Origin of the sequence: Streptomyces sp. SID13031 (assembly GCF_010548305.1) — a bacterium.
Classification (GTDB): Bacteria; Actinomycetota; Actinomycetes; order Propionibacteriales; family Kribbellaceae; genus Kribbella.
The window spans coordinates 148052-170991 of sequence record NZ_JAAGLV010000009.1; the positions used below are offsets into that span (position 1 = coordinate 148052).

A 22940-nucleotide genomic window follows, 5' to 3' on the forward strand; every position below is an offset into this window, starting at 1 on the left:
ACAGGTGTCTGTGCTCATCACTACGATCAGGTCTCCATTCGGTCCGGGTCAGTGCGCAGAAAGTCGGGGGCTGTGCCAAGATGCGGAAAAAGCAGCCTTGGAGGGCCTAGAGATGTCAGCACTGCGTACGACCCTTGCCGTGTGCGGGGTCCTGGTTCTGTCCGCGAGCGGATGCGGTTCGGACAGCCTGTCGGGGAGTACCACCTCGCCGTCGACCGGTACGTCGTCCAGTCAGCCGACCACCGGCGGATCCGCCGACCCGGAGCTGGCCGCGGCGCTGCCGGCCAAGATCAAGACGGCCGGCAAGATCACCGTCGGCGTGGACGCGACCTACCCGCCGAACGAGTTCCTCCAGGGCGGCAAGACCGTCGCCGGTATGGACGTCGACGTGTTCGGCGCCGTCGCCAAGAAGTTCGGCGTCACCGTCGACTGGCAGCCGGCCGGCTTCGACACCATCATCACCGGCGTGCAGAGCGGCAAGTACGACCTGGGGATCTCGTCGTTCACGATCAACGACAAGCGCAAGGCGCAGGTCAACATGGTCAGCTACTTCAGCGCCGGCACCCAGTGGGCCACCGCCGCGGGCAACCCGAAGAAGGTCGACCCGGCCGACGCGTGCGGCAAGACGATCGCCGTCCAGAAGGGCACCACCCAGCTCGAGGACGACCTCCCGGTCAAGCAGGCGGCGTGCAAGACGGCCGGCAAGCCGGCGATCAAACTCGTCATCCGCGAGAAGCAGGACGCCGCCACTGCCGACGTCGCCACCGGCAAGGCCGACGCGATGCTGGCCGACTCCCCCGTCGTGCTGTACGCCGCCAAGCAGTCGGCGGGCAAGATCGAGGCGCTCGGCGAGATCTACGACGCCGCGCCCTACGGTTACGTCGTACCGAAGGCCCAGACCGATTTCGCGGCCGCACTGGCCAAGGCCCTCAAGGCGATCGATGCCGACGGCACCTACAAGGCAGCCCTGAGCACCTGGGGCAACGAGTCGGGCGCCATCACCGACTTCGCCGTGAACCCCTGAGATGACGTCCGGTACCGACGACTCGCGTCCGGCCGAACCACCCGCCATCGAGGCAGCGGACCGGCCGGGCGCGATCGAGGCCGTCGCGGTCCGGCATCCCGGCCGCTGGGTCGCCATCGCCGTCCTGGCCGTGCTGCTCGCGATGTTCGTGCACCTCGTGGTGACGAACAAGGAGTTCGACTGGGACTTCGTCTTCCAGGCGATGAACCAGTCGCCCGTGATCGAGGGCCTGGTCAAGGGCACTTTGCTGGTCACCGTCCTGAGCATGGTGGTCGGCGTCGGCGGCGGCGTGGTGCTGGCCGTCATGCGGCTGTCGGACAACCCGATCCTGTCCGGGGTCGCCTGGCTGTTCACCTGGTTCTTCCGCAGCGTGCCGCGGTACATCTTGCTGTTCACGATGGCGACGCTCGGCATCCTGTTCCAGGACGGGCTGTCGTTCGGCTTCCCGTTCGACTGGAAGATCATCGAGTGGCTGGGGATGTCGGGTGACTGGCGGTTCCTGACGCTGGACGCCAACCAGGTCTTCACCGGCGTCGTGGCCGGCGTCCTGGGCCTCGGGCTGTCCGAGGCTGCCTACATGGCCGAGATCGCCCGGGCCGGCATCATGAGCGTCGACAAGGGTCAGCTGGAGGCGGCCGAGGCGCTCGGGATGAGCCGCGGCAAGGCGATGCGCCGGGTCGTGCTGCCGCAGGCGATGCGGGTGATCGTGCCGCCGACCGGCAACGAGACGATCGCCATGCTCAAGGACACTTCACTGCTGATCGCAGTACCGGTCACGACCGAGCTGTTCTACCAGCTGCAGTCGATCGGAAGCCTTTACTACAAGACATTCCCGGTCGCCGTCGCCGCGACGCTGTACTACCTGGCCGCCACCAGCGTGCTGATGGTCGGGCAGTACTTCCTCGAGCGGCACTTCGGCAAGGGGTTCGGGACCAAGGCCCCGCGGGCAGCCCGGCCGGCCGGGGCGGGAGGCGCCTGATGACCGAAGCTCTGGTCCACGCGGTCAACGTGACCAAGTCCTTTCATAACAACGAGGTCCTGAAGGGCATCGACCTCGATGTCGGCGAGGGGCGGGTGGTCTGCCTGCTCGGCCCGTCCGGCTCGGGCAAGACCACCTTCCTGCGCTGTATCAACCAGCTCGAGACGATCGACGGCGGCCGGATCTGGGTCGACGGCGACCTGATGGGGTACGCCGAGCGCGACGGCAAGCTGTACCGGCTGAAGAACCAGCAGATCGCGGCCCAGCGGCGCGAGATCGGGATGGTCTTCCAGCGGTTCAACCTGTTCCCGCACATGACGGCGATCGAGAACGTCGCCGAGGCGCCGGTCCAGGTCAAGGGCGAGTCGAAGAAGGCGGCCCGCGCCCGGGCGGCGGAGTTGCTCGAGCGGGTCGGGCTCGCCGACCGCTCCGCGGCGTACCCGGCGCAGTTGTCGGGTGGTCAGCAGCAACGGGTCGCGATCGCCCGGGCGCTGGCGATGCAGCCCAAGCTGATGCTGTTCGACGAGCCGACCTCGGCGCTCGACCCGGAGCTGGTCGGCGAGGTGCTGACCGTGATGCGCGAGCTCGCGAACGACGGGATGACGATGATCGTGGTGACGCACGAGATGTCGTTCGCCCGCGAGGTCGCCGACACGGTCGTGTTCATGGACGACGGGGTGGTGGTCGAGGCCGGCTCCCCCGCCGAGGTGATCGGCAATCCACAGCACCAGCGCACGAAGGCCTTCCTGAGCCGGCTGCGGTCGGAGCACGAGCACCCGTAGGGCGTAGTACCGGGCACCCGGCGGCCGAAGTACCGGACGCCGGGTGCCGTTCGGGGTGCAGACCCGGGCTACAGAGTGGAAGATGTACGCGGTGGGTCGGGTGCCCATCGGTTCAGCCTGCCTGGGAGGCAAAGCACTGTGAGCAGCAATGGACGACCCGCCGAGGTTCGCCTCAGCATTCCCGCGGACAGCGCCTACATCGCCGTCCCCCGGTCGGTGGTCGGCAACCTGGCGGCGCGCAACGACTTCACCGTGGACGCGATCGACGATCTGCGGATCGCGGTGGACGAGGCGTGCGCCCTGCTGCTCCCGCAGGCCTCCGACGGCGTCCTGGACCTGGTCTTCGAGATCGCCCCGCCGCAACTGACGGTCAGCACGACGGCCACCGTGCCGAACGGCTGGATGCCGGACACCACCTCGTTCGGCTGGACCGTACTGACCGCACTGGTGGAGTCCGCCGCGGCCGAGACCATCGACGGGCGGCTGACCATCACGGTGTCGGCCTCGTCGACCGCGTCGGAGAAGGCGTGACCGAGGATCGAATCCTGGGCAGCGAACCCCAGGAACCCGACCTACGCACCCGGACCGCCACCTTCTTCGCCGCGATGGGCGCCTCGAGCCCCGGCGAGGCCGCGCACACCTCGGCGCGTGACGGCCTGGTCTCGCTGCACATGCCGCTGGTGGAGCACCTGGCCCGGCGCTTCCGCAACCGCGGTGAGCCGTATGACGACCTGGTCCAGGTGGCCACGATCGGCCTGATCAAGGCGGTCGACCGGTTCGACGTCGAGCGCGGGGTGGAGTTCTCGACCTACGCGACGCCGACGATCCTCGGCGAGATCAAGCGGTACTTCCGGGACAAGGGCTGGGCGATCCGGGTGCCCCGCCGGCTCCAGGAGCTGCGGCTCTCGCTGACCGCGGCCACCGCCGAGCTGACCCAGGAGCAGGGTCGCGCCCCGACGGTCGGGGAGCTGTCCGAGCGGCTGGGACTGCCGGCCGACCTGATCATCGAGGGCCTGGAGTCCGCGAACGCCTACAACACGCTGTCCCTGGACGCGCCGGATCAGAACGAGGCTGACGCCACGACGGTCCTGGACGGCCTCGGCGGCGAGGACGAGGCGCTGGAGAGCGTCGAGTACCGCGAGTCGCTCAAACCGCTCCTGGCCCAGCTGGACACCCGCGAGAAGCGGATCCTGACGCTCCGGTTCTTCCGTGGGATGACCCAGTCGCAGATCGCCGACGAGATCGGCATCTCCCAGATGCACGTCTCCCGGCTGCTGGCCCGCACCCTCACCGAACTCCGGGCGGGCCTGCTCAAGGAGTAGCTCGCGCGGCTGGCTGGTAACCCCGTCGCCCCGGTTGAGGTGGCTTTACCCCTGTACTGGGCGAAAGTCCGCCCCAGGTCCGACGACAACCCTCCCCAGCTGACCCAAGCCGGTTGGGGGGAGCGTCCGGCCGCCAGGAGCAGCCGCACCCCCTCATACGACGTACCCCCTAGGAAACCCGCCACCCACCCCTCCCGGACCCACCGCCCACCCGCTGCAGCCGCCCCCTCCATCCCAGACGGCCACCTTGTGCACGGCGTGAGCGTTCTGAGGCGGGAGATTCGCTCGGGTGGTGCACAAAGTTGGCCCGGGCTTCCGGCGACCGGCAGTCGCTGGGCCGAGGAGAGTTACCTAGCCGGCTTTGGCGCCGGCCCGTCACGGCCAACAGGTGCAGTACTAGAGGACGGGGTTGTCGTTCGTCGGGTCGTCGAGGAGGGCGGCCATCGACGCCTTCTGGAAGACGGCGACCAGGACGCCTACCGCCGCGAGCGCGAGCAGCACCGAGACGACGCTGGTGCTGCCACCCCAGAAGCTCCACGCGACGCCCAGCTGGATGAGCTGGGCGAACACGGCCGGGCCCCGGCTCCAGGTGGCCGTCCGGTAGAGCCCGCGGGCCACGAAAACCAGCGCCGCGCCGTACAGAAGCAGGAAGCCGGCGGTCGTCACACCGAGAACCAGCCGGTCGGCGTCGATCGTTATTGCTTCGACAATTCCCAGAACGGCGAGCACAAGCCCTTCCGTTGCGACCACGGCCGCGGCTAGCTTGAGCGGGCGCGGGGCGGTGGACGGCGTGGTTTCAGTCGGCACGTGCTCCAGCGTAGTGCTGGACTCGGCGCAGTAAGAGTCCGGCTGGAGAGCATCCGGGACGACACCCCTCTTCCCCCGGGGGCTCAAGGGTGGCCAGAACCTCAGCCCCACAGGGATCAAGGTTTTGCGTAACCCCAGGGCTGTTTGATCGGTTACTTGCAGTGAACGGGTGATCGCACCAAGGTTCCCCCGTCCGGTTTCCGGACGAGGTAAACCGTTGTGCACCGGTTCGTAGTGTTAAGAGAGTGTTGTGATCGGATCGACAACTCCAGAACCCTTGTTTCGATCACTCTAGATTGGGAACATGGAGTCGTTCGTGAAAACGTTCACAACGCTCCGCACCACCCCCGTGCGAGTACAGGGTCGCTGACTTGGGCACAGACCAGGCCGTCAGCGTCACAAACTACTGAGAGAGATGGGATCCGCCATGGATTGGCGCCACCGGGCCATTTGCCTCGATGAGGACCCGGAACTATTTTTCCCCATCGGTAACACCGGGCCCGCGATCATGCAGATCGAGGAGGCCAAGCAGGTGTGCCGTCGTTGCGACGTGCGAGAGCAGTGCCTGTCCTGGGCACTGGAAGCCGGCCAGGACCACGGTGTCTGGGGCGGTCTGAGTGAGGACGAGCGACGCGCTCTGAAGCGCCGCAACGCCCGCGCTCGCATCCGCACCGCCTGACACGATTTTCGACGCAGGCCCCGCGGGATCCGCGGGGCCTTTCGAATTCTACGCAGTCGATTTCCCTGGTAGTACTGCGGAAAAAGCGCGTTGTACCTGAAGAACTGTGGACTAGGACCCACGGCTGTTCAGAGATAACGACCTACTCCTTGACCGGAAAGTCGAGGACGACCGTGGTGCCCGGGCCGTCGGTGCGTGGGTGGAATTCGAGCACTCCGTCGAGTTCCCCGATCACCAGCGTGCGGACGATCGACAGCCCCAGGTTGCCGGACGTCTCGGAGTCGAAGTTCGCCGGAAGCCCCTTGCCGTCATCGGTGACCACCACACGCAGCCGCCCCACCGACCGTAGGGCGGCCAGTTCGATGCTGCCGGTGGCTGTAGCTGATTCCTCCCCCACCCCACCGACCCAGTCAGGCTCTGTCGACCGCGAACTGAACGCGTGCTCGACGGAGTTCTGCATCAGCTCGGTCAGTACCATCGCCAGCGGCGTCGCGACCTCGGAGTCCAGGACGCCGAAACTGCCGGTCCGCCTGATCGTCACCTCGGTGGAGACCGTCGACACGTCGGCGACCATCGCGGCCACCCGGTCGGCGACGTCGTCGAAGTCGACGTGCTCGTCGATGGACTCTGACAGCGTCTCGTGGACGATCGCGATCGATCCCACTCTGCGGACAGCTTCGGCCAGCGCAGCCTGCGCTTCCGGCACAGTGATGCGCCTTCCCTGCATCCGCAGTAACGCGGCGACGGTCTGCAAGTTGTTCTTGACGCGATGATGAATCTCCCGGATGGTCGCCTCCTTGGTGACCAGCTCCCGCTCCCGGCTCCGCAGCTCCGTCACGTCGCGGAGCAGGATCAGCGCGCCCACGTGCTCGCCGTCGGCGCGCAGCGGGATCGCCCGCAGGAACAGCGTCGCGTCGGAGTTCTCGATCTCGATCTCCTTGGCGGCCCGGCCGGTGAGCACCGACGCGAGCAGGTCGTCCACCTTCCGGCCGCTGTGGATCAGCTCGGCGGTGATGTCCTTCAGCCGGCTGCCGACCAGATCCGTGACGAGTCCCAGCCGGCGGTACGCGGACAACGCGTTCGGGCTCGCGAACGTCACCATGCCGTGACGATCGACCCGGATACACCCGTCTCCGACCCGTGGCGTCGTGGAGAGCAGCCGCTCCCCGCCGTACGGGAAGATGCCGTCGGTGATCATCCGGGCCAGGTCGGTCGCGCTCTGCAGGTAGGCGATCTCCAGCCGGCTCGGCGTCCGGACGCCCAAGAGGTTGGTGTTGCGGGCGATCACGGCGATCACCCGCGCGCCCCGGCGTACCGGGATGGTCTCGACCCGGACGGGTACGTCGTCGCGCCACTCGGGGTCGCCCTCGCGGCAGATCCGGCCGGAGTCGTAGGCCTGGTCGAGCAGCGGGCGGCGGTCGCGCGGGACGAAACTGCCGACGATGTCGTCCAGGTACGCCGTCGGGCCGGTGGTCGGCCGCATCTGGGCACCGGCCCAGAAGCCGAGCCCCTCGGTGTCGGGCAGCCAGAGCACCAGGTCCGCGAAGGACAGGTCGGCGAGCATCTGCCAGTCGGACACCAGCAACTGCAGCCGGTCCAGGTCCGCCTGGTCCAGCGTCGTGTGGTTCCGCGCCACATCGGTCAAGGACGGCACGGGCCCGAGCCTAGCTGGGTACGGGGTGGTTGCCGCTGTCCGGCCTGGGGAGGCTCGACAGGAGGCGGTGGATGGGTGTTGATTGAGCAGGTTCAAGTGAAAGGATGCATTGGTGGAGTCGACGTACTGGCAGGACGTGATGGCCGCGGACTACGCGGTACCCCGCGACCGTGCGCTGACCGACCTCACCGAGGAGCTCGTCCGCGGTCTGGCAAGTACCAACCCGCAGGTGCGGGACGCGCTGGCCTACCCGACGCTGGCGACCTGGCTCGAGCGCGGGGTGTACGACGATCTGCTGCCCGGTTTCGGTGACGGTCTCTGCGCCGGGCTCGCCTACGGGCTCGGCGAGGACGGCACCGACTCGGTGTTCCGGCGTTCCTTCACCGCGCTGACGCTCGCGGAGGTGATCCACCGCGACAACGCCGAGTTCCTCGTCCACGACGAGGTGGTGATGCGCTGGGGCGACCGGCTGGCCACCTGGCTGCTGCGCGAACGCGACCTGCGCGGGTACGTCGCCGACTGCGGCTGGGCCCATGCCGTTGCGCACGGCGCCGACGCGATCGGCGCACTGGCCCGGTCGCGGCACTGCGATGCCGGCGTACTGCGCGCACTGCTCGACGTACTGGCCGACCGGATCGTGAAGGAGACGCAGTACCGGTGGGTGCACGAGGAGCATGACCGGGTCGCCCACGCGGTGATGACGATCCTGCACCGCAACATGCTGACCAGCGACGAGCTGGAGCGCTGGCTGAAGCCGGTAGCGGCGACCGCGGCCCAGCAACCACTGATGCACGAGACGCTGCCCGAGTGGCCGACCCCGAACGTCTTCAACGCCCGCGGCGTCCTGCACGTCCTGCTCAGCCAATTGGCGATCGGCGTCAAGGGCTTCCCGATCCCAGGCGACGACGACCTGTTCGGCCGCCCGATCGAAGCCCGCGCCGACATGCTGTTGTTGCTGACGGAAGCAGTCCGAGGCTCCCAGCCCTACATCTACCGGCCGGCTGCCTCCAGCAGCTAGGCACTCCCCACGCCTGCTCCGCCGTCCGCGTCGCCAGCTCCCACGCCGATAGGGCGACCTTGTGCACCACCTGAGTGTTTCGGCAGCGGCTGAATGCTCAGGTCGAGCACAAGGTGGCTGCGTGGGGTTTAGCTCTTCGGTACGGCGATGGTTGTGATTACGGCTCGGTGGTCGGAGCCTTCGAGGTCGTAGGTCTTGAATTTGCCTGGCACGATGTCGTCGGAGATGACCACTTGGTCGATCTGGGTGCGAAAGAGGGCTGGGCGATTGGCCGGCCAAGTGCCCTGGAAGCCCTCACCCACCGACGGGCCCACGCTCTTGCAGTTCTTGCCGAGGGCGGAGCGGAAGTCGGCATGGTCGGTGGTGGCGTTGAAGTCGCCCGCCACGACGGTCATCGAACCTGCGGAGCACCAGTCCTTGACCACCTGCAGGTCCTGCTTCCAGATCGTCACGTCTCCCGGCAGCGGCGGGTAGCCGTGGTAGGCGATCAGGCGGAGTTTGCCGAGGTTGCCGCCCGTGATGATGATGTGGCCGAACTGGGTCGTGGTCTGCTGGACCGGGCCGATCGTCTGGGCTCCGGGCTCACCGGCGCCGGGCTTCGAAGTACCGGGTTGTTCTGAGCTGACCTTGCCGGTGTCCAGCTTCTCCGAGTCGAACTGGACGTTGCCGAGGCTCTCCGCGACCAGCACGCTGGTGGCGCTCTCGACCTCCGCGTTGGCCTGCTGGGTGTAGCCGTAGTAGTTCAGGCCGTTGAGGTGGTCCTCGATCTCCTGCCGTACGTCGACCCGGGCCTCGGGCAACGACACGATGTCCGGCCGGTACGCGTTGATCAGCTTCGCCACCTCGCCGGCGTCGGCTCCCCCGCCCAGCACGTTGGCCACCATCACGGTCAGCGCCCGGCTGCCGGCCGGCGGCGGGGTCGGGCCGGACAGGTTGCGCGGGGCCAGCAACGCGCCGCCGGTCAGTGCCAGCAGGATCACCAGCCCGGCCGCGATCCGCCAGTTCCAGCGCAGCAGCATCGCCAGGCCCAGTACGAGGACGAGGACGAGGAACTGCGGCCGGAACGCGACCAGCTGCGTGAACGGCGTGACTTCGTCCAGACCGTACAGCTCGGGATACAGCGGCAGGGCAACGATCACCAGGAACAACACGGACAACAAGACCCGCCGGAGGTTCCAAGCCGCATCCGTATCCATAACCCGCCCTGAAGGTCTAGTCGCTGTGCGTCAGCGAGCGGTAACCTTCACCGCGCGCCTGTGTCCCGAGGAGGTTGCTGTGTCCAAGCTTGCCGCGGTCAGACCCGCGTACTGGATCGCCGGCATATTGCTGGCGGTCAGCGTGGTCGTACCGCTTCTAGTCTCCACTTACGCCAAGGACGAACCCCGGCTGTGGGGATTCCCGTTCTTCTACTGGTACCAGCTGCTCTGGGTCTTCGTCTCGGCGATCACGGTGAGCATCTCGTACCAGCTGGTGATGCGCGAGGAGCGCAGACGACGGGCCGCGGCCGGCCTCGACGCCGGGTCCAGCAAGAAGGAGGGCAACCGGTGAACACCGAGGTCAACTGGGTCCAGCTGACCATCGTCGTCGTCATCTTCGTCGCGGTCACCGTGATGGGCTTCATGGCCGCGCGCTGGCGCCGGACCGGCGAGCTGGACAGCCTGGACGAGTGGGGTCTGGGCGGCCGTGGCTTCGGCACCTTCATCACCTGGTTCCTGCTCGGCGGCGACCTCTACACGGCGTACACCTTCGTCGCCGTCCCGGCCGCGATGTATGCGACCGGCGCGGTCAGCGGCTTCTTCGCGGTGCCGTACACGATTGTCGTTTACCCGATCATCTTCATCTTCATGTCCCGCCTGTGGTCGGTCGCGCATCGCAACGGCTACGTGACCCCGGCGGACTTCGTCGGCGGCCGCTACGGCAGTCGCGGCCTGTCGCTCGCGGTGGCGGTCACCGGCATCCTGGCGACGATGCCGTACATCGCGCTGCAGCTGGTCGGCATGCAGGCGGTCTTCGAGACGATGGGCCTCGGCGGCAGCAACACGCTGGCCAAGGACCTGCCGCTGCTGATCGCGTTCGCCGTGCTCGCGGCCTACACCTACTCGTCGGGTCTGCGCGCGCCGGCCATGATCGCGTTCGTCAAGGACGGCCTGATCTACCTGGTGATCGGCGTCGCGATCTTCTACCTGCCGCACGTGCTCGGCGGCTGGGACACCATCTTCGACGCCGCCAAGGCGAAAATGGCGACCCCCAACCCGACCACCGGAAAGCCGACCGGCGCATTCATCCCGGGCGAAGCCGGGTACTCCGCGTATTGGACCCTGGCGCTCGGTTCGGCGATGGCCCTGTTCATGTACCCGCATTCCGTGACGGCCGTTCTGTCGACCAAGAACAGGAACGTGGTCCGCCGGAACGCGGCGATCCTGCCGGCCTATTCGCTGCTGCTCGGATTGCTCGCGCTGCTCGGATTCATGGCGATCACCGCGAAGGTCAACATCAACGGCCTGGACGGACTGGCGAACCCGCAACTGGCGATTCCCCGGCTGTTCGACCAGGAATTCCCGGCCTGGTTCGCCGGCATCGCCTTCGCGGCGATCGCGGTCGGTGCGCTGGTACCGGCGGCGATCATGTCGATCGCGGCGGCGAACCTGTTCACCCGCAACATCTACCGCGACTTCCTGAAGAAGGACGCCACCCCGGCCCAGGAGGCCAAGGTCTCCAAGCTCGCCTCGCTGCTGGTGAAGTTCGGCGCGCTGATCTTCGTGCTGGGGATGGACAAGACCATCTCGCTCAACCTGCAACTGCTCGGCGGGATCTGGATCCTGCAGACCTTCCCGGCGATCGTGGTCGGCCTGTTCACCCGCTGGTTCCACCGCTGGGCGCTGCTGACCGGCTGGGCGGTGGCGATGGTGTTCGGCACGATCTCGGCGTACAACGTGATCAACCCGGCGACCAAGAAGCACTTCGGTGGTTCGCTGGCGAACCTCCCGTTCACCGAGAAGCAGGTCTACATCGGGCTCACCGCGGTCGCGATCAACCTGATCGTCACGGTCGTCCTCACCCTCGTCCTGCGGGCGTTCAAGGTGGCCGAGGGGGTCGACTCCACCCACCCGACCGATTACCTCGCAGACGCGGGCGACCCTGGCGTGAAGGACCTGCCGGATCCGCTCGGCGAGGGTGGCGTGGCACCTGCCAAGGCGTAGTACGCAGTACAGAAAGTGGTGACTCCGACACGCTAAGGAGTCGGATACGCCGATTTGACGGGCCATGGCGGGCAGAATCACCAGGATGTTGCTGGTTCTGCTCGTCATGCTGCTCGCCGCGGGGGCGGCACTGCTGACAGGCGGGCACCTGACGGAACTGGCCGACAACACGCTCTCCGGCCTGCACTGGCTCGCCGCAGCGGCCACAGGGCAGGTCCTGGGCTCTCTCACCGGCGGTATCGCCTATCCCGTCGGCCTGATCGGCTCAGCGGCCTGTATCGGCGTCTTCCTCCGCCTCAACCTCCGGCGACCCGGGGTGGCCCTGCTGGCCGCCGGGTTCGCCTGCAACGCCGTGGTGGTCGCCCTGAACGGCGCAATGCCCGTCTCGCTGGCAACACTCGCCCAGGCCGGTATCGAAGGCTTCGCCGAGGACCCGCGCCACGAGCTCGTCAACGCCTCCACCCGGCTGCCCTGGCTCGGGGACGTAGTACCGGTCGCTCTGCCCGGCCTCGGTCAGGCTGTCAGCCCTGGCGACGTCCTGATCGCCGCCGGCGCCGGCCTGCTCCTGTACGCCGGAATGGGAGGCACCGGCCACATCCCGGTCAACCGGCCGCCGAGCTGGTCAGACCTAGAAGCGAAACCCCCGGCCGACCACCCGGCGAAGTGACTCCACGACGACCGGGTCGTACTCGGCGCCGATGCCCAGGCCGATGTTCTCCATCGCCTTGCCGGGCGTCTGGCCGTTGCCCTCCCCGACGAGTTGCTCGTAGGCCAGCGCCACGTTGACGATCCCGCTCTCGACCGGGATGTCGGAGTTGTTCGCCCGCCCGCGCCGGTACGGGTCGTTGGAGTGCCGGACGATCTCCGCGACGTGATCGAGCACCCCGGACCGCTCGATGATCGAGGCGCCGATCTCCGCCGCCTGCTGCCGCTCCTCCCGGCTCCGCAGCAACGAGGCCCCACCCGGACTCGGATCCGCCAACGCCAACTGCCCGACCCCGGACAACAAGGCGGCATACTCGAGCGCCTCCATCCGGGCGGGTGTCAACCCAAGATCATTCCCGATCGCCACCGCCAGACTCGCGGTCCGCGCATTCTGCCCCGGACTGCTGAACCCCGCGATCTCCGTACTCCGAGCCATCGACCGAACAGTCGTCCTGTACGTCCTCTGAGCCGACGCGAACCGCCGAAACGCAAACTGAGTCAACAACAACGGCACCACCACCAACGGCGGCGCCCACAACCCCAGCAACGAGGTCCCGGCAGCAAGGAGGACACCACCAAGCGCCATTGCCATCCCGATCTGCCCCATCACCTTGAGCTCGTCGCGCAAGGAGGCGGGGAACGGTTTGTTGTCGTTCTCGGTCGTCTGCCCAGCGCCGACCAGAGCGTCAACGACACCGGCGGTCAGGACGCCGAGCAGCATCGCCAGGGTCAACGGCAGCGCGTGCCGCCAGGAGCCGTTCCAGGACAGGTCGGCGGGGATCACCGCGTTGAAGACCACCGCCGCACAGGCCACCGAGAGGACCCTGCGGCAGGACACCACCAGATCCCAGCGCAGTCCTGCGATCGCTCGCGGGGCGACGCCCGCCATGGTGGCTATGAAAGTCACCGCGATGATCTGCGCGACCTCGGGTGACGGGCCGACCGAAGGTCCCCGCAGCATCGCGTAACCGAGCGCTGCACTGGTGGCGATCGGAGCCCGGTTGCGACTGCGATCGACCTTGAACTGCACCATCTCGCCGATCGCGATCAAGAACCCGAAGGCCAGCACGAAGGGCCATTCGGTGACGCCGTGGCGGGCGACCATCACAAACGCGGCGCCGCCTAGTCCCACCCCGGCCAGCACGATGACGACACCGCTGCCGAGCTTGCGAAGCTCCATGCTGTCGCTGTCCGCCGGTGCCATCAGGACGGTCCCGCGGCTGAGCCCGAGGCGCCGCCGCTGCTGCCGAGGCTGAGGTCGTCGTGGTCGATGCTGGCCTGAACGCTGGCATCCGGTGGCAACTGCTCTGCCTCCGCGGCCTTCCAGCCCTCCGTGGCGATCACCTTCACGAAGGCGTCGACCAGCTGTGGGTCGAAGTGCGAGTACCGGTCCTGCTCGAGGATCGCCAGCGTCTCGGGAACGCTACGGGCCGGCCGGTACGACCGGGTCGAGGTCAGGCAGTCGAAGGCGTCGACGATGCCGATGATCCGGGCGAAGTACGGGATGTTCGTTCCACTCAGGCCGGCCGGATAGCCGGTGCCGTCGTACTTCTCGTGGTGATGCAGGACCGCCGACTTCACTTCCTCCAGGAACGGGATGTTGCCGATCAACTCGACGCCCCGCGCGGGGTGGAGCCGGATCGCGTCCATCTCGGAGTCGTCCAGGCGCCCCGGCTTCTGGATGATGCTGGTCGGGACGCCGACCTTGCCGACGTCGTGCAGTAGGCCGGCGTGCTCCAGGGCACTCTGCCGGTCCTCGCTCAGCCGCAGGAACCGGCCGAGCATGCCCACACCTTCACTGACCCGCTCGGAGTGACCACGGGTGTAGAGGTCCTTCGTCTCGATGACCTGGATGAACGCGCGCATGGTCGCCGCCTGGGCAGTCTTCTCCACCTCGTACTGCGACAACGCCCAGCGGGCGACCAGAAGTGGGCCGAGGACCAGTAAGCCCGCCACCGGGCCAAGACCCCCCAGCCAGACCACAGCGAGCAGCAGACCGAGGAAGCCGTATCCGGCCATCGGCAGGAAGGTCGGGATGACCACCTGCCGGAGGAACGCCAGCGGGCTGGCCTTGCCCTCGATCCAGATCACCAGGCAGACCAGGGCGGCGTTGGCCACGTACTGGGCGACGGTCGCCGCCATCGTCGCGAGGATCGCTCGCGCCTCGTGATCCAGGGCGCTGTCGCCGACCGGGCCTGCCGCGAGAGTGTAGGCAACACCGCCCGCGGCCGCCGCGAAAATACGCTGAGTGCCGTTGAAGATCCGCCGAATCAGGGGCATCCGGCGGCGAACTTGAGGAAGGTACGCCACTGCTGCCGCGATCACCGCAGCCCATGGCCCAGCGATCACGTAGACCGTCATCAGGACCACCGAGTCCAATGACGCCAGGTAAGTCGGCCCGACGGAGAACCGCAGCAATCCTCCGACGAGCATGAGGAAACACAGCGCCAGTAGTGTCCAGAAGCTCTCGACATGCCAGAAGGCGAGGCCGAGGACCAACAAGGCCAGGATCGTCGCGACCGAGACGAACGCGCGCAGCGCGTGTCGTCTCATGACCCGACCCCCTGCCTCTGCTCTGAGCGTTGGTTCACCAGTCCCAGAAGTCGCCACTCATGATAGGTCACCTCCGATCAGCGGTCGCGGTCTTGCGCCTGTCGGCTGACAGGCACAGGGGGGCAGACAGCACATCGCTGACTAGACATAATTTTGCTCTTCAGGACTGCGCCGAAACACTGTAAGCCAGACCGTGACCCGCTGCACTGTGGCGAGCGCACCGACATGGTATGAGAGACTGTGACTCTTTGCAGTTGTTACAAGGAGGCTTTCAAATGGGCAAGACCGGCCGCAAGCGTCGCGCACGTAAGAAGAAGGCCGCCAACCACGGCAAGCGTCCCAACGCCTGAGTCAGGCGACTACGGACAGCGAGGACCCCGGTGAAAACCGGGGTCTTTGCAGTTTGGTCACATGTCACAACAAGACCAATGGTCACACTGGTTTCGTATACTCAGTGTTCCACCATGAACACTCCCCGCTATTCGACCGGAATGCTTTTGTCACCAAACCTGTACCGATTGTTATGAACGGTGGCAATACCTTCCGATCAGCGGCCACGGCGATCTCAACTGTGGATAACCATGGGCACACTGTCGGCGATCTTCCCTACAGTTAGCGAGCGGGCGGTTCGCTAACGTTCGTGGGGTCGGCGACGGGGAGGTGGTTGGCATGGCTGTGGCGTTCAGCGAACTGCTGCGCAGCCACCGGCTTGCAGCCGGCCATACTCAGGCCGCCCTGGCAGAACTCGCAGGACTCAGCGAGCAGGCAGTCAGCCTGCTGGAGCGCGGCACCAGGCGTCGCCCCCGCCCCGAGACGATCCATGCACTCAGCACGGCCCTGAAGCTCAACGACGACGCCGAACAAGAGCTCCTCGCCTCGGTCCGGGCACCATCCCCCCTACAGCCTGCGATCCGCTCTCTGCCGATCCCGTGGGAACTCCCCCAGACCGTTGCCGACTTCACTGCCCGAGAAGACGAATTGGACAAGGTGCTCAAGGCACTTGGCCGTTCCGGGAGCGCGAGTGTCGCCCTTGTCATCACCGGGATGGGCGGCGTTGGAAAGACTGCACTCGCCGTTCACGCCGGCCATCTCAGTGCAGACCGTTTCCCCGATGGTCAGCTCTATGTCTCCCTCCGCGGGCACGATCCGGGCGCCGCGCTGACCGGTGCCGAGGCACTGGGACAGCTGCTCCGCTCACTCGGTGTGCGGCAGGAGGCGATTCCGGACGATGCAGACGAGATGGCAAGGCTGTACCGATCCCGGATGGCCGGGCGGCGGATGCTGATCCTGCTCGATGACGCCAGTTCCGTGGATCAGGTGACTCCGCTGCTGCCCGGTAGCAGCGGGTCAGCCACGATCATCACGAGCAGACGGTTCCTGGCGACATTGCCGGGAAGCCTGATTGTCCGGCTGGCGACATTCACCTCTTCTGAGTCCTTGCGATTGCTGGCCAGTGTCGCCAGCGAGCAGCGGGTGAACTCCGAAGAGGCCGCCGCCCGGGAGCTGTCCGAGCTCGCCGGTGGTCTGCCCCTCGCGTTGCGGCTGATCGGCGCGCGGTTGACCATGCGCCCCCAATGGCTGCTCCAGCATGTCGTCGACCAGTTGCAGGACGAGCGACGGAGCCTGGACGAGCTCGGGCTCGACCACTCCGGCGTCCGGGCGACCTTCGCCTCCTCGCTGAACGAGCTCACCGCCAGTCCCCGCGCGGAGGATCGTGCTGCCGCCACCGCGTTCGATCTGTTGAGCCTCGCGGGTGGTCCGGAGATCTCGGTGCAGTTGGTCGCCCGGTTGCTGGAGCAAGAGGTAGGGACCACGGAGGGACTTCTCGAACGCCTCGTCGATCTGCATCTGCTCGATTCGATCGGCCCGCTGCGCTATCAGATGCATGACCTGTTGCGGGCCTATGCCCAGGAGCGCCTCTCGTCCGACGAGCGCGACATCGAGCGCACCTCAGCCATCGAGCGAGGTCTGAAGTTCTACGTCGCGGCCGCCTGGCAGGCACAACGAGTCACCCATCCTTGGAGCCCGCGGCAACCAATCGACGAGCTCGACCTCACCGGCGTGCCGGTCTTCGCCGATCTGACCGAGGGGCCAGCCTGGTTCGATGCCGAGTACGACTCGATCATTGCCCTCTACAAAATGGCTTCGACGGTACCGGGGTTGGCGCGCCGATATGGCCCATCTCTTGCGCTTGGACTGTTCGGCTATCTCGAGATCCGTGCATACTTCCAGCGGATGCGCACCGTCCTGGATCTCGCGCTGGCCTCGGGCCGCCCGGAAGACGACTTGGTGACATGGGGCTGGTTGGAGCACGATCGCGCGATCCCGGAGATCGAACTTGCGCATCTGGAGCAGGGATACGCTCGGTTGCTGCGCGCGCTGAGCCATTTCGAGGACGCCCAGCACCTCGCTGGGCTGGCACGTTGCTTCTCGTCGTTGAGCCACGTCTGCGAGCGCCTCGATCACCTTGACGAAGCAATCGAGTGGGGTGAGCGCGGCCTGAAACTGGCTCGAGAAGCGGGCGAACTCGGCGCACTCGGCACCAGCCAACTGGTGCTCGGAGTCCTCTACAACCGAGTCGGGCGCACGGTTGAGGCGTCGGCCTCTTTCCAGGCCAGTCTCGAGCTAGCCGACAGCGACCGTTTGCTGGCACGCCGTCACAGGCTCGCAGCTGTCAGCTATCTGGCAGCAGGCTCCTACGAGTCCGGTATCGATCATCTCAACGCTGCGCTTGGCATCTACGCCCGCATCGACGATCCGGTCGGCTCGGCCGAGGCACGTCAGCATCTCGGCCAGGTCGAACTCGCCCGCGGTAACTACCCTGAGGCGGAGCGGAACGTACGGGAAGGCCTGCGGCTGGTCGAGCTCCACAACGACAGCGACAACTACCGCCGGGCTCAATTGCTCGCCAGCCTGGCCGCTATCCAGGACGCGACCGCCAAGCCCGCTGCCGCCCGCACGACCCGGTTGCAGGCGATCGAGATCTTCGAAGCAGAAGGTGTCACCGCCGCGGCCGAGGACCTTCGCCGAGAGCAGCTGGCTGTTCCGAAGAGTGGGTCAGCGGGCTGATCATGGCCAGCTTGGCGGCGTTGTTGCGGAAATACCGGGTTGAGGCTGGGCTTACTCAGGCGGGGCTGGCTGAGAAGGCTGGGTTGAGTGAGCAGGCCATCAGTCTGTTGGAGCGGGGGACGCGGCGGCGGCCCCGGGTTGACACGATTGAGGCGTTGGCTGGGGCTCTTGAGCTCGGGGCCGACGCCGCCGAACAGTTGCTGCACGCTGCCAAGATCCAGCGGCGGCCGGCCGCCGAGACTGCCCCGCCACGGCCGGAGCCGGTTCGTGTTCTGCCTCGGCAGCTTCCGCCCACGCTGTCGGACTTCGCTGGACGTGCTGCCGAGGTGGCCGACCTGGTGAAGGTCTTCCGGCCGGCCGAGCAGCTGCCGGAGACGGTCCAGCTGGCCGCGGTGACCGGGATGGGCGGTGTCGGCAAGACCGCCCTGGCGGTGCATGTCGCCCACCTCGTCGGCGATGACTTCCCTGATGGCCAGCTGTACCTCGACCTGCGCGGCTACGGCCCCGGTACTCCGCTCGACCCCGCCGAGGCGCTCAGTCAACTGATCCGTTCGCTCGGCCTCGACGACGACCGGACGGTGCCCTTGGGCATCAATGAGCTGGCCGGCCTCTACCGGTCGCGGCTGGCCGGCCAGCGCGTACTGATCGTGCTCGACAACGCCAACGGCGCGGCCCAGGTGCTGCCGTTGCTGCCGGGGGTCCCCGGTTCGGCCGTGATCGCGACGAGCCGGCGGGCTCTGACCACCTTGCCGGGCTTCCGGCAGATCGCGCTGGCGCCGTTGTCCGAGGACGATTCGGTCGAGCTGCTGGCCAAGATCGCCGGTCGCGACCGGGTCGCCGCCGAGCAGGACGCGGCCCGGTCCATCGCCCAGCTGACCGGCCGGCTGCCGTTGGCGGTCCGGCTGATCGGTGCCCGGCTCGCGGCCCGGCCGAGCTGGCCGATCGAGCACATGATGACGCAGCTGCACGACGAGCACCGCCGGCTGGACGAGTTCGGCACCGGCGAGTCGGGGGTCCGCGCGAACATCGCCGGTACCGCGGAGTTCCTTGCCAACAGCAACCAGAAGCTCGATCGTCAGGCCGCCGCCGCGCTGCCGCTGGTCGGTCTGCCCGACGGATCGGATCTGAGCGCGCTCACCGCCGCACATCTGCTCGACGTCTCCGAGAACGCGGCCGAGCAGATCCTGGAGCGCCTGGTCGACCTCAACCTGCTCTCGTCGGCGTTGCCCGGCCGGTACAAGATGCACGACCTGATCCGCACCTTTGCCCGCGAGCGGGCCGAGCAGACTCTGTCCGAAGGTGCCCGGGGCGACGCATTGGGCCGCGTGGTGCAGCACTACACCGGAGTGGCCTGGCGTACTCAGCAACTCACTCATCCCGACAGCCGCAGGCTCCGCCTGGCCAGCCCTGCTGCCCGCCCGCTGCCGGAGCTGGCTGATACGCCGGCCGCGTTGATCTGGCTCGACCGGGAGCGGGCCAACATCCTCGGTCTCGTCCAGCAGGCGAGCGAGTCGGCCGTCCTGCGGGGTTACGTCCCTGAGCTCGCGCTCGCGCTGTTCGGCTATGCCGAGGCCAGGTCCCGGTGGACCGAGATGCGGACGATCGGCCGGATCGGCCGGGCGATCGCCGGCGACCTCGGCTACCACCGGCTCACCGCCTGGCTCGAGCACGACCTCGGGATTCCCGATGTGGAGCGGGGTGATCTGACCCCTTCGATCGCCCACTTCCGCGCGAGTCTGACGATGTTCCAGGCGATCCCGGATCTGGCCGGCCAGGCCCGCTGCTGTACGTCGCTGAGCTACACCCTGGAGCTGATGGGCCAGCCGGAGGACGCACTCGCGTTCGCGCAGGAAGCACTGGCCATCAGCCTGAAGATCAGCGACCACAGCGTCGTCGGGATCAGCCACCTGGCCCTGGGCCGGCTGCACAGCCGGCGACGCGACCACGACCTGGCCCGGGAGTCGTTCGACCTCAGCCTGCTGCTGGCGGAGAAGTCCGGCAACCTTCGCTCCCTGGCCAGGCGCCACCAGATCGTCGGCCAGGCCTACCTGGAGGCGGGACTCCACGCAGCGGCGACCGACACGCTACTCAAGAGCTTCGACATCTTCGCCCGACTCGAGGACGGCAATGCCCAGGCCGAGTCCCTGCTGGGCCTGGCGACCAACTATCTGGCCCTCGGCGACCATCCGGCGGCCGCCGAGCGGGCCGAGGCCGGGCTCCAGTTGGCCCGTGCCTACGGCAATCAGCAGCGCGAAGGACAACTGCTGATCGAGCTGGGCAAGATCCGGGCCTCGACCGGTGACGTCGCCGCCGCCGCAGTTGCCTGGCGGCAGGCCGTCACCGTCTTGCACGCGGTCTTCCCCAACGACCAGGCTGCGGCGCTGGAACTGCTCGCCGAGCACCATCTGAAGGCCTGAGCGGGCCCAGAAATGGAGCGAGGCCCAGTGGACACCTGTCCGGCCGGGCCTCGGGGAGTTACTCCACGATCGTGGTGGTCGTCGTCTCGATCCTGATCTGGGTCAGCCTCAGCAGGATCTTCTGACGGAGCGCGTCGGGCGCGTGGTCGTCGCCGCAGGAGCGGTGGACGAGCTTCTTCACGCAGCGCTCGATGTCGTACTGGTCGAGGCACGGTGCGCACTCTTCCAGGTGCTGCTGGATCTCCTCGGTGCTCGCGCCTTCGAGTTCATTGTCGATGAACACGTAGACCCGTTCCAGGATCTCGCTGCAGTCCACGTCGTGGTCCTCGCCGCAGCTCATGATTTCTTCTCCTCGGCCGCCGCCACGGAACCGTCCGCCGGCGCATCGTCTGACGCGGGGATCAGGCCCCGCTCCCGGGCGTAGTCGGCCAGCAGCTCGCGCAGCTGGCGCCGGCCACGGTGCAACCGCGACATCACGGTTCCGACCGGCGTCCCCATGATGTCGGCGATCTCCTTGTAGGCAAACCCCTCGACGTCGGCCAGATACACGGCGAGCCGGAAATCCTCCGGGATCGACTGCAGGGCGGACTTCACGTCGGAGTCGGGCAGGTGCTCCAGCGCCACCGCCTCGGCCGACTTCAGTCCACCGGGAGTGTGCGACTCGGCAGCGGTCAGCTGCCAGTCCTCGATCTCCTCGGTCGGCGACTGTGTGGGCTGACGCTGCCGCTTGCGGTAACCGTTGATGAAGGTGTTCGTCAGGATCCGGTACAGCCACGCCTTCAGGTTGGTACCGGGCGTGAACTGGTGGAAGGAGCTGTACGCCTTCGCGAAGGTGTCCTGAACCAGGTCTTCGGCGTCGGCCGGGTTACGCGTCATCCGCATCGCGGCCGCGTACATCTGGTCGAGGAAAGGCAGCGCCTCGCGCTCGAAGCGCTCGGTCCGCTGCTCGGGTGTCTCGGTGGTCGTGGGAGTCGGCATCGTGATCGAGAATACCGGGGTCTTCACAGTCTTCCGCGCAGGAGCCAGACTCGTCGCCGTCATACTCCTCACAACAAGGCCCTGGACCGGGTCATTCCCGGCCCTCCGAGCGAACTTCAGCCGGAGATCTCCCGGGTCACCCATTCGAACACAGCTTCGACCAGCAGGTCGAAACTCTCGTCCTGGGTGAGCTCGGCGCGCTTGGGGACCTTGAACGAGTGGTCGCCGTCGGGCACCACGGCCATCTCGGTCAGCGGCGGGAACTCCTCCGGCGTACCGAACGGGTCCCGCTCCCCCTGTACTACGAACGTCGGCAGCCGCGAGCTCTGCAACTCGTCGACCCGCGACTTGTCGGGCTTGCCCGGCGGATGCAGCGGGAAAGACAGCGCCAGTACTCCGGACGCGCCCAGCCCGGCCGCCGTGCGGCAGGCGACGCGCGCGCCCGCACTGCGTCCCCCGAGCACCAGGGGCGTACGGATCCGCAGCTGCCCGATGATCGCGATCCAGGCCTCGTCGAGCACCTTCGGCGCCGGCGCCAGCTTCTTCCCGGCCCGCCGCCAGGGCTGCTCGATCAAGAACACGTTCATGTCCTGCTTGGGCAACCGAGCGGCCAGCGCGGCCAGATCCCCGGCCTCGATTCCCCCGCCGGCCCCGTGACCGAGCGCCAGCGTCGCCACCGGCCGCCGAGCCCGATGCGCCACGATCCGAGCCTCACCATGCGGAGTAGCCACAATCCGTTCATCGGTCACACCCCCATCCTGTCATTCCCAGCACCCGCCACGCGCCAGCTCGTACTGCGGGTCCGTACTGGGTCCGTACTGCGGGGTCGCCGTCCGTCCGGGAAGCTGGTGGTCAGAAGAGGGTGATCTCCTCTGGCTCCTCCGGCTTGTCGATCGGGTCGGTGCCGTCTGGCGGGAGGGGGTCGACCAGGTGGGGGCCGTTGTTCTTGACGGAGCTGACGGCTTTGGAGACGGCGTAGGCCTCCAAGCGGCCGGGGGCTGCGGGCACGAGGAGCTCCAGCAGCTCGTCGGGATCCGAGGACAACGGGTTGAGCCACGCGTCGTACCGGTCGGGCTCGACCAGCAGCGGCATCCGGTCGTGGATGCGGCCGAGGTCGTCGGTGGCCGTGGTGGTGAGGACCGTGCAGGTCCAGAGCCAGGCCTCGTCCTTGTCCGGATCGGCGACTGCTTTGTTGCGCCAGATCTCGTACAGCCCCGCCATCGCCAGCACGCCGCCATCGGCCGGCCGGATGAAGTACGGCTGCTTGACCGCCTTGCCGTTGACCTTCTCCTCGGCCGTGTACCACTCGTAGTACCCGTCGGCCGGCAAGATGCAGCGGCGGACGGCGAACGCCTTCTTGAACGCAGGCTTCTCCGCCACGGTCTCCATCCGGGCATTGATCAACCGGCTACCGATCGAAGTGTCCTTGGCCCACGACGGCACCAGCCCCCACTTCACCGTCGTCAGCTTCCGGACCACCTCATCCGGCACTTCCCGGTTCTTCCGCTCGACCACGGCAATCACCTCATCGGTGGGCGCCACGTTGTAGTTGTCCGGCAACCCCTGCACGGACTCCTTCACATTCCCCGCGTCGATCTCGAACTCGACCACGAGATCGGCAGGGTCACGGCTCGATGCGTATCTCCCACACATAGGACTCACCCTAGCCACCGACGCCGACAGATTCCGGTACTGCCGGCCAGGCCCGTGAAGATGGTGAACTCTGGGGTGTAAGCGAATCGCCGGTCGAGAC

At 67.3% G+C, this 22940-nt stretch carries 21 protein-coding genes; 12 read left to right on the top strand and 9 right to left on the bottom strand.

Translation table 11 applies throughout. The features are described from left to right. Positions 1 to 112: 112 nt before the first annotated feature. The 5 genes from G3I17_RS19370 (at position 113) to G3I17_RS19390 (ending at position 4107) form a co-directional block, all read left to right on the top strand. The gene (locus G3I17_RS19370) at positions 113 to 1024 is read left to right on the top strand and encodes an ABC transporter substrate-binding protein (RefSeq protein WP_164598189.1); all 912 of its coding nucleotides are present in this window, start codon (positions 113 to 115) and stop codon (positions 1022 to 1024) included. A 1-nt stretch (position 1025) separates the two neighbouring features. Then, entirely contained in the window at positions 1026 to 2003 is a 978-nt protein-coding gene (locus G3I17_RS19375) for an amino acid ABC transporter permease (protein WP_164598192.1), read from the top strand. Continuing rightward, positions 2003 to 2785 (top strand): amino acid ABC transporter ATP-binding protein, encoded by a 783-nt coding sequence (locus G3I17_RS19380; RefSeq protein WP_164598194.1) that lies wholly within the window; start codon positions 2003 to 2005, stop codon positions 2783 to 2785. The genes G3I17_RS19375 and G3I17_RS19380 overlap by 1 nt, the downstream gene beginning before the upstream one ends. Positions 2786 to 2923: 138 nt before the next feature. Continuing rightward, positions 2924 to 3316 (top strand): anti-sigma regulatory factor, encoded by a 393-nt coding sequence (locus tag G3I17_RS19385; RefSeq protein ID WP_164598196.1) that lies wholly within the window; start codon positions 2924 to 2926, stop codon positions 3314 to 3316. After that, a complete protein-coding gene (locus tag G3I17_RS19390) occupies positions 3313 to 4107 on the top strand; it encodes an RNA polymerase sigma factor SigF (protein WP_164598198.1) in 795 nt (264 codons plus the stop codon). The genes G3I17_RS19385 and G3I17_RS19390 overlap by 4 nt, the downstream gene beginning before the upstream one ends. Positions 4108 to 4503: 396 nt before the next feature. Here G3I17_RS19390 and G3I17_RS19395 read toward each other — a convergent pair whose 3' ends face one another. Further along, positions 4504 to 4914 (bottom strand): hypothetical protein, encoded by a 411-nt coding sequence (locus tag G3I17_RS19395; RefSeq protein ID WP_164598200.1) that lies wholly within the window; start codon positions 4912 to 4914, stop codon positions 4504 to 4506. Positions 4915 to 5341: 427 nt separating this feature from the next. Between G3I17_RS19395 and G3I17_RS19400 the strand changes: the two genes are divergently transcribed. Then, positions 5342 to 5593: a WhiB family transcriptional regulator gene (locus tag G3I17_RS19400; RefSeq protein ID WP_164598202.1), complete on the top strand. Its 252-nt coding sequence runs from the start codon at positions 5342 to 5344 to the stop codon at positions 5591 to 5593. A gap of 142 nt (positions 5594 to 5735) precedes the next feature. Here G3I17_RS19400 and G3I17_RS19405 read toward each other — a convergent pair whose 3' ends face one another. Further along, complete coding sequence (locus tag G3I17_RS19405) at positions 5736 to 7247, bottom strand: PAS domain-containing sensor histidine kinase (protein WP_164598205.1); 1512 nt, start codon at positions 7245 to 7247, stop codon at positions 5736 to 5738. 112 nt (positions 7248 to 7359) lie between these two features. Between G3I17_RS19405 and G3I17_RS19410 the strand changes: the two genes are divergently transcribed. Beyond that, positions 7360 to 8265 carry a DUF2785 domain-containing protein gene (locus G3I17_RS19410; RefSeq protein ID WP_164598208.1) on the top strand — a complete coding sequence of 302 codons (906 nt, stop codon included), beginning with the start codon at positions 7360 to 7362 and terminating at the stop codon, positions 8263 to 8265. Between the two features lie 128 nt (positions 8266 to 8393). Here the strand turns inward: G3I17_RS19410 and G3I17_RS19415 are convergent, their stop codons facing one another. Then, on the bottom strand, positions 8394 to 9461 hold the full coding sequence (locus G3I17_RS19415) for an endonuclease/exonuclease/phosphatase family protein (RefSeq protein WP_164598209.1): 1068 nt from the start codon (positions 9459 to 9461) through the stop codon (positions 8394 to 8396). Between the two features lie 79 nt (positions 9462 to 9540). Between G3I17_RS19415 and G3I17_RS40855 the strand changes: the two genes are divergently transcribed. From G3I17_RS40855 to G3I17_RS19430, 3 genes are all read left to right on the top strand, one after another. After that, on the top strand, positions 9541 to 9813 hold the full coding sequence (locus G3I17_RS40855; RefSeq protein WP_164598211.1) for a DUF3311 domain-containing protein: 273 nt from the start codon (positions 9541 to 9543) through the stop codon (positions 9811 to 9813). Next, positions 9810 to 11465, top strand: coding sequence for a sodium:solute symporter (locus tag G3I17_RS19425; RefSeq protein ID WP_164598213.1), 1656 nt, complete (start codon positions 9810 to 9812; stop codon positions 11463 to 11465). The genes G3I17_RS40855 and G3I17_RS19425 overlap by 4 nt, the downstream gene beginning before the upstream one ends. A gap of 85 nt (positions 11466 to 11550) precedes the next feature. Then, entirely contained in the window at positions 11551 to 12132 is a 582-nt protein-coding gene (locus G3I17_RS19430) for a DUF5317 domain-containing protein (RefSeq protein WP_203590458.1), read from the top strand. On the opposite strand, the gene G3I17_RS19435 is transcribed toward G3I17_RS19430, so the two are convergent. Both G3I17_RS19435 and G3I17_RS19440 read right to left on the bottom strand, forming a co-directional pair. Continuing rightward, entirely contained in the window at positions 12094 to 13374 is a 1281-nt protein-coding gene (locus G3I17_RS19435) for an HD domain-containing phosphohydrolase (RefSeq protein WP_203590459.1), read from the bottom strand. The genes G3I17_RS19430 and G3I17_RS19435 overlap by 39 nt on opposite strands. Further along, complete coding sequence (locus G3I17_RS19440; protein ID WP_164598217.1) at positions 13374 to 14723, bottom strand: HD-GYP domain-containing protein; 1350 nt, start codon at positions 14721 to 14723, stop codon at positions 13374 to 13376. The genes G3I17_RS19435 and G3I17_RS19440 overlap by 1 nt, the downstream gene beginning before the upstream one ends. A 669-nt stretch (positions 14724 to 15392) precedes the next feature. Here G3I17_RS19440 and G3I17_RS19445 point away from each other — a divergent pair. Together G3I17_RS19445 and G3I17_RS19450 are read left to right on the top strand one after the other, a co-directional pair. Then, positions 15393 to 17792 (top strand): helix-turn-helix domain-containing protein, encoded by a 2400-nt coding sequence (locus G3I17_RS19445; RefSeq protein WP_164598219.1) that lies wholly within the window; start codon positions 15393 to 15395, stop codon positions 17790 to 17792. A gap of 2 nt (positions 17793 to 17794) precedes the next feature. Beyond that, positions 17795 to 20209, top strand: coding sequence for a helix-turn-helix domain-containing protein (locus G3I17_RS19450; RefSeq protein ID WP_164598221.1), 2415 nt, complete (start codon positions 17795 to 17797; stop codon positions 20207 to 20209). Between the two features lie 58 nt (positions 20210 to 20267). Here G3I17_RS19450 and rsrA read toward each other — a convergent pair whose 3' ends face one another. The 4 genes from rsrA to G3I17_RS19470 form a co-directional block, all read right to left on the bottom strand. Next, positions 20268 to 20549, bottom strand: coding sequence for a mycothiol system anti-sigma-R factor (gene rsrA / locus G3I17_RS19455; RefSeq protein WP_164598223.1), 282 nt, complete (start codon positions 20547 to 20549; stop codon positions 20268 to 20270). Next, complete coding sequence (locus tag G3I17_RS19460; protein WP_164598225.1) at positions 20546 to 21187, bottom strand: sigma-70 family RNA polymerase sigma factor; 642 nt, start codon at positions 21185 to 21187, stop codon at positions 20546 to 20548. Before G3I17_RS19460 ends, rsrA begins: the two co-directional genes overlap by 4 nt. 116 nt (positions 21188 to 21303) lie before the next feature. Beyond that, positions 21304 to 21936 (bottom strand): alpha/beta family hydrolase, encoded by a 633-nt coding sequence (locus G3I17_RS19465; RefSeq protein ID WP_164598227.1) that lies wholly within the window; start codon positions 21934 to 21936, stop codon positions 21304 to 21306. 103 nt (positions 21937 to 22039) lie between these two features. Next, entirely contained in the window at positions 22040 to 22840 is an 801-nt protein-coding gene (locus tag G3I17_RS19470) for an SOS response-associated peptidase (RefSeq protein WP_164598229.1), read from the bottom strand. Between the last annotated feature and the right edge of the window lie 100 nt (positions 22841 to 22940).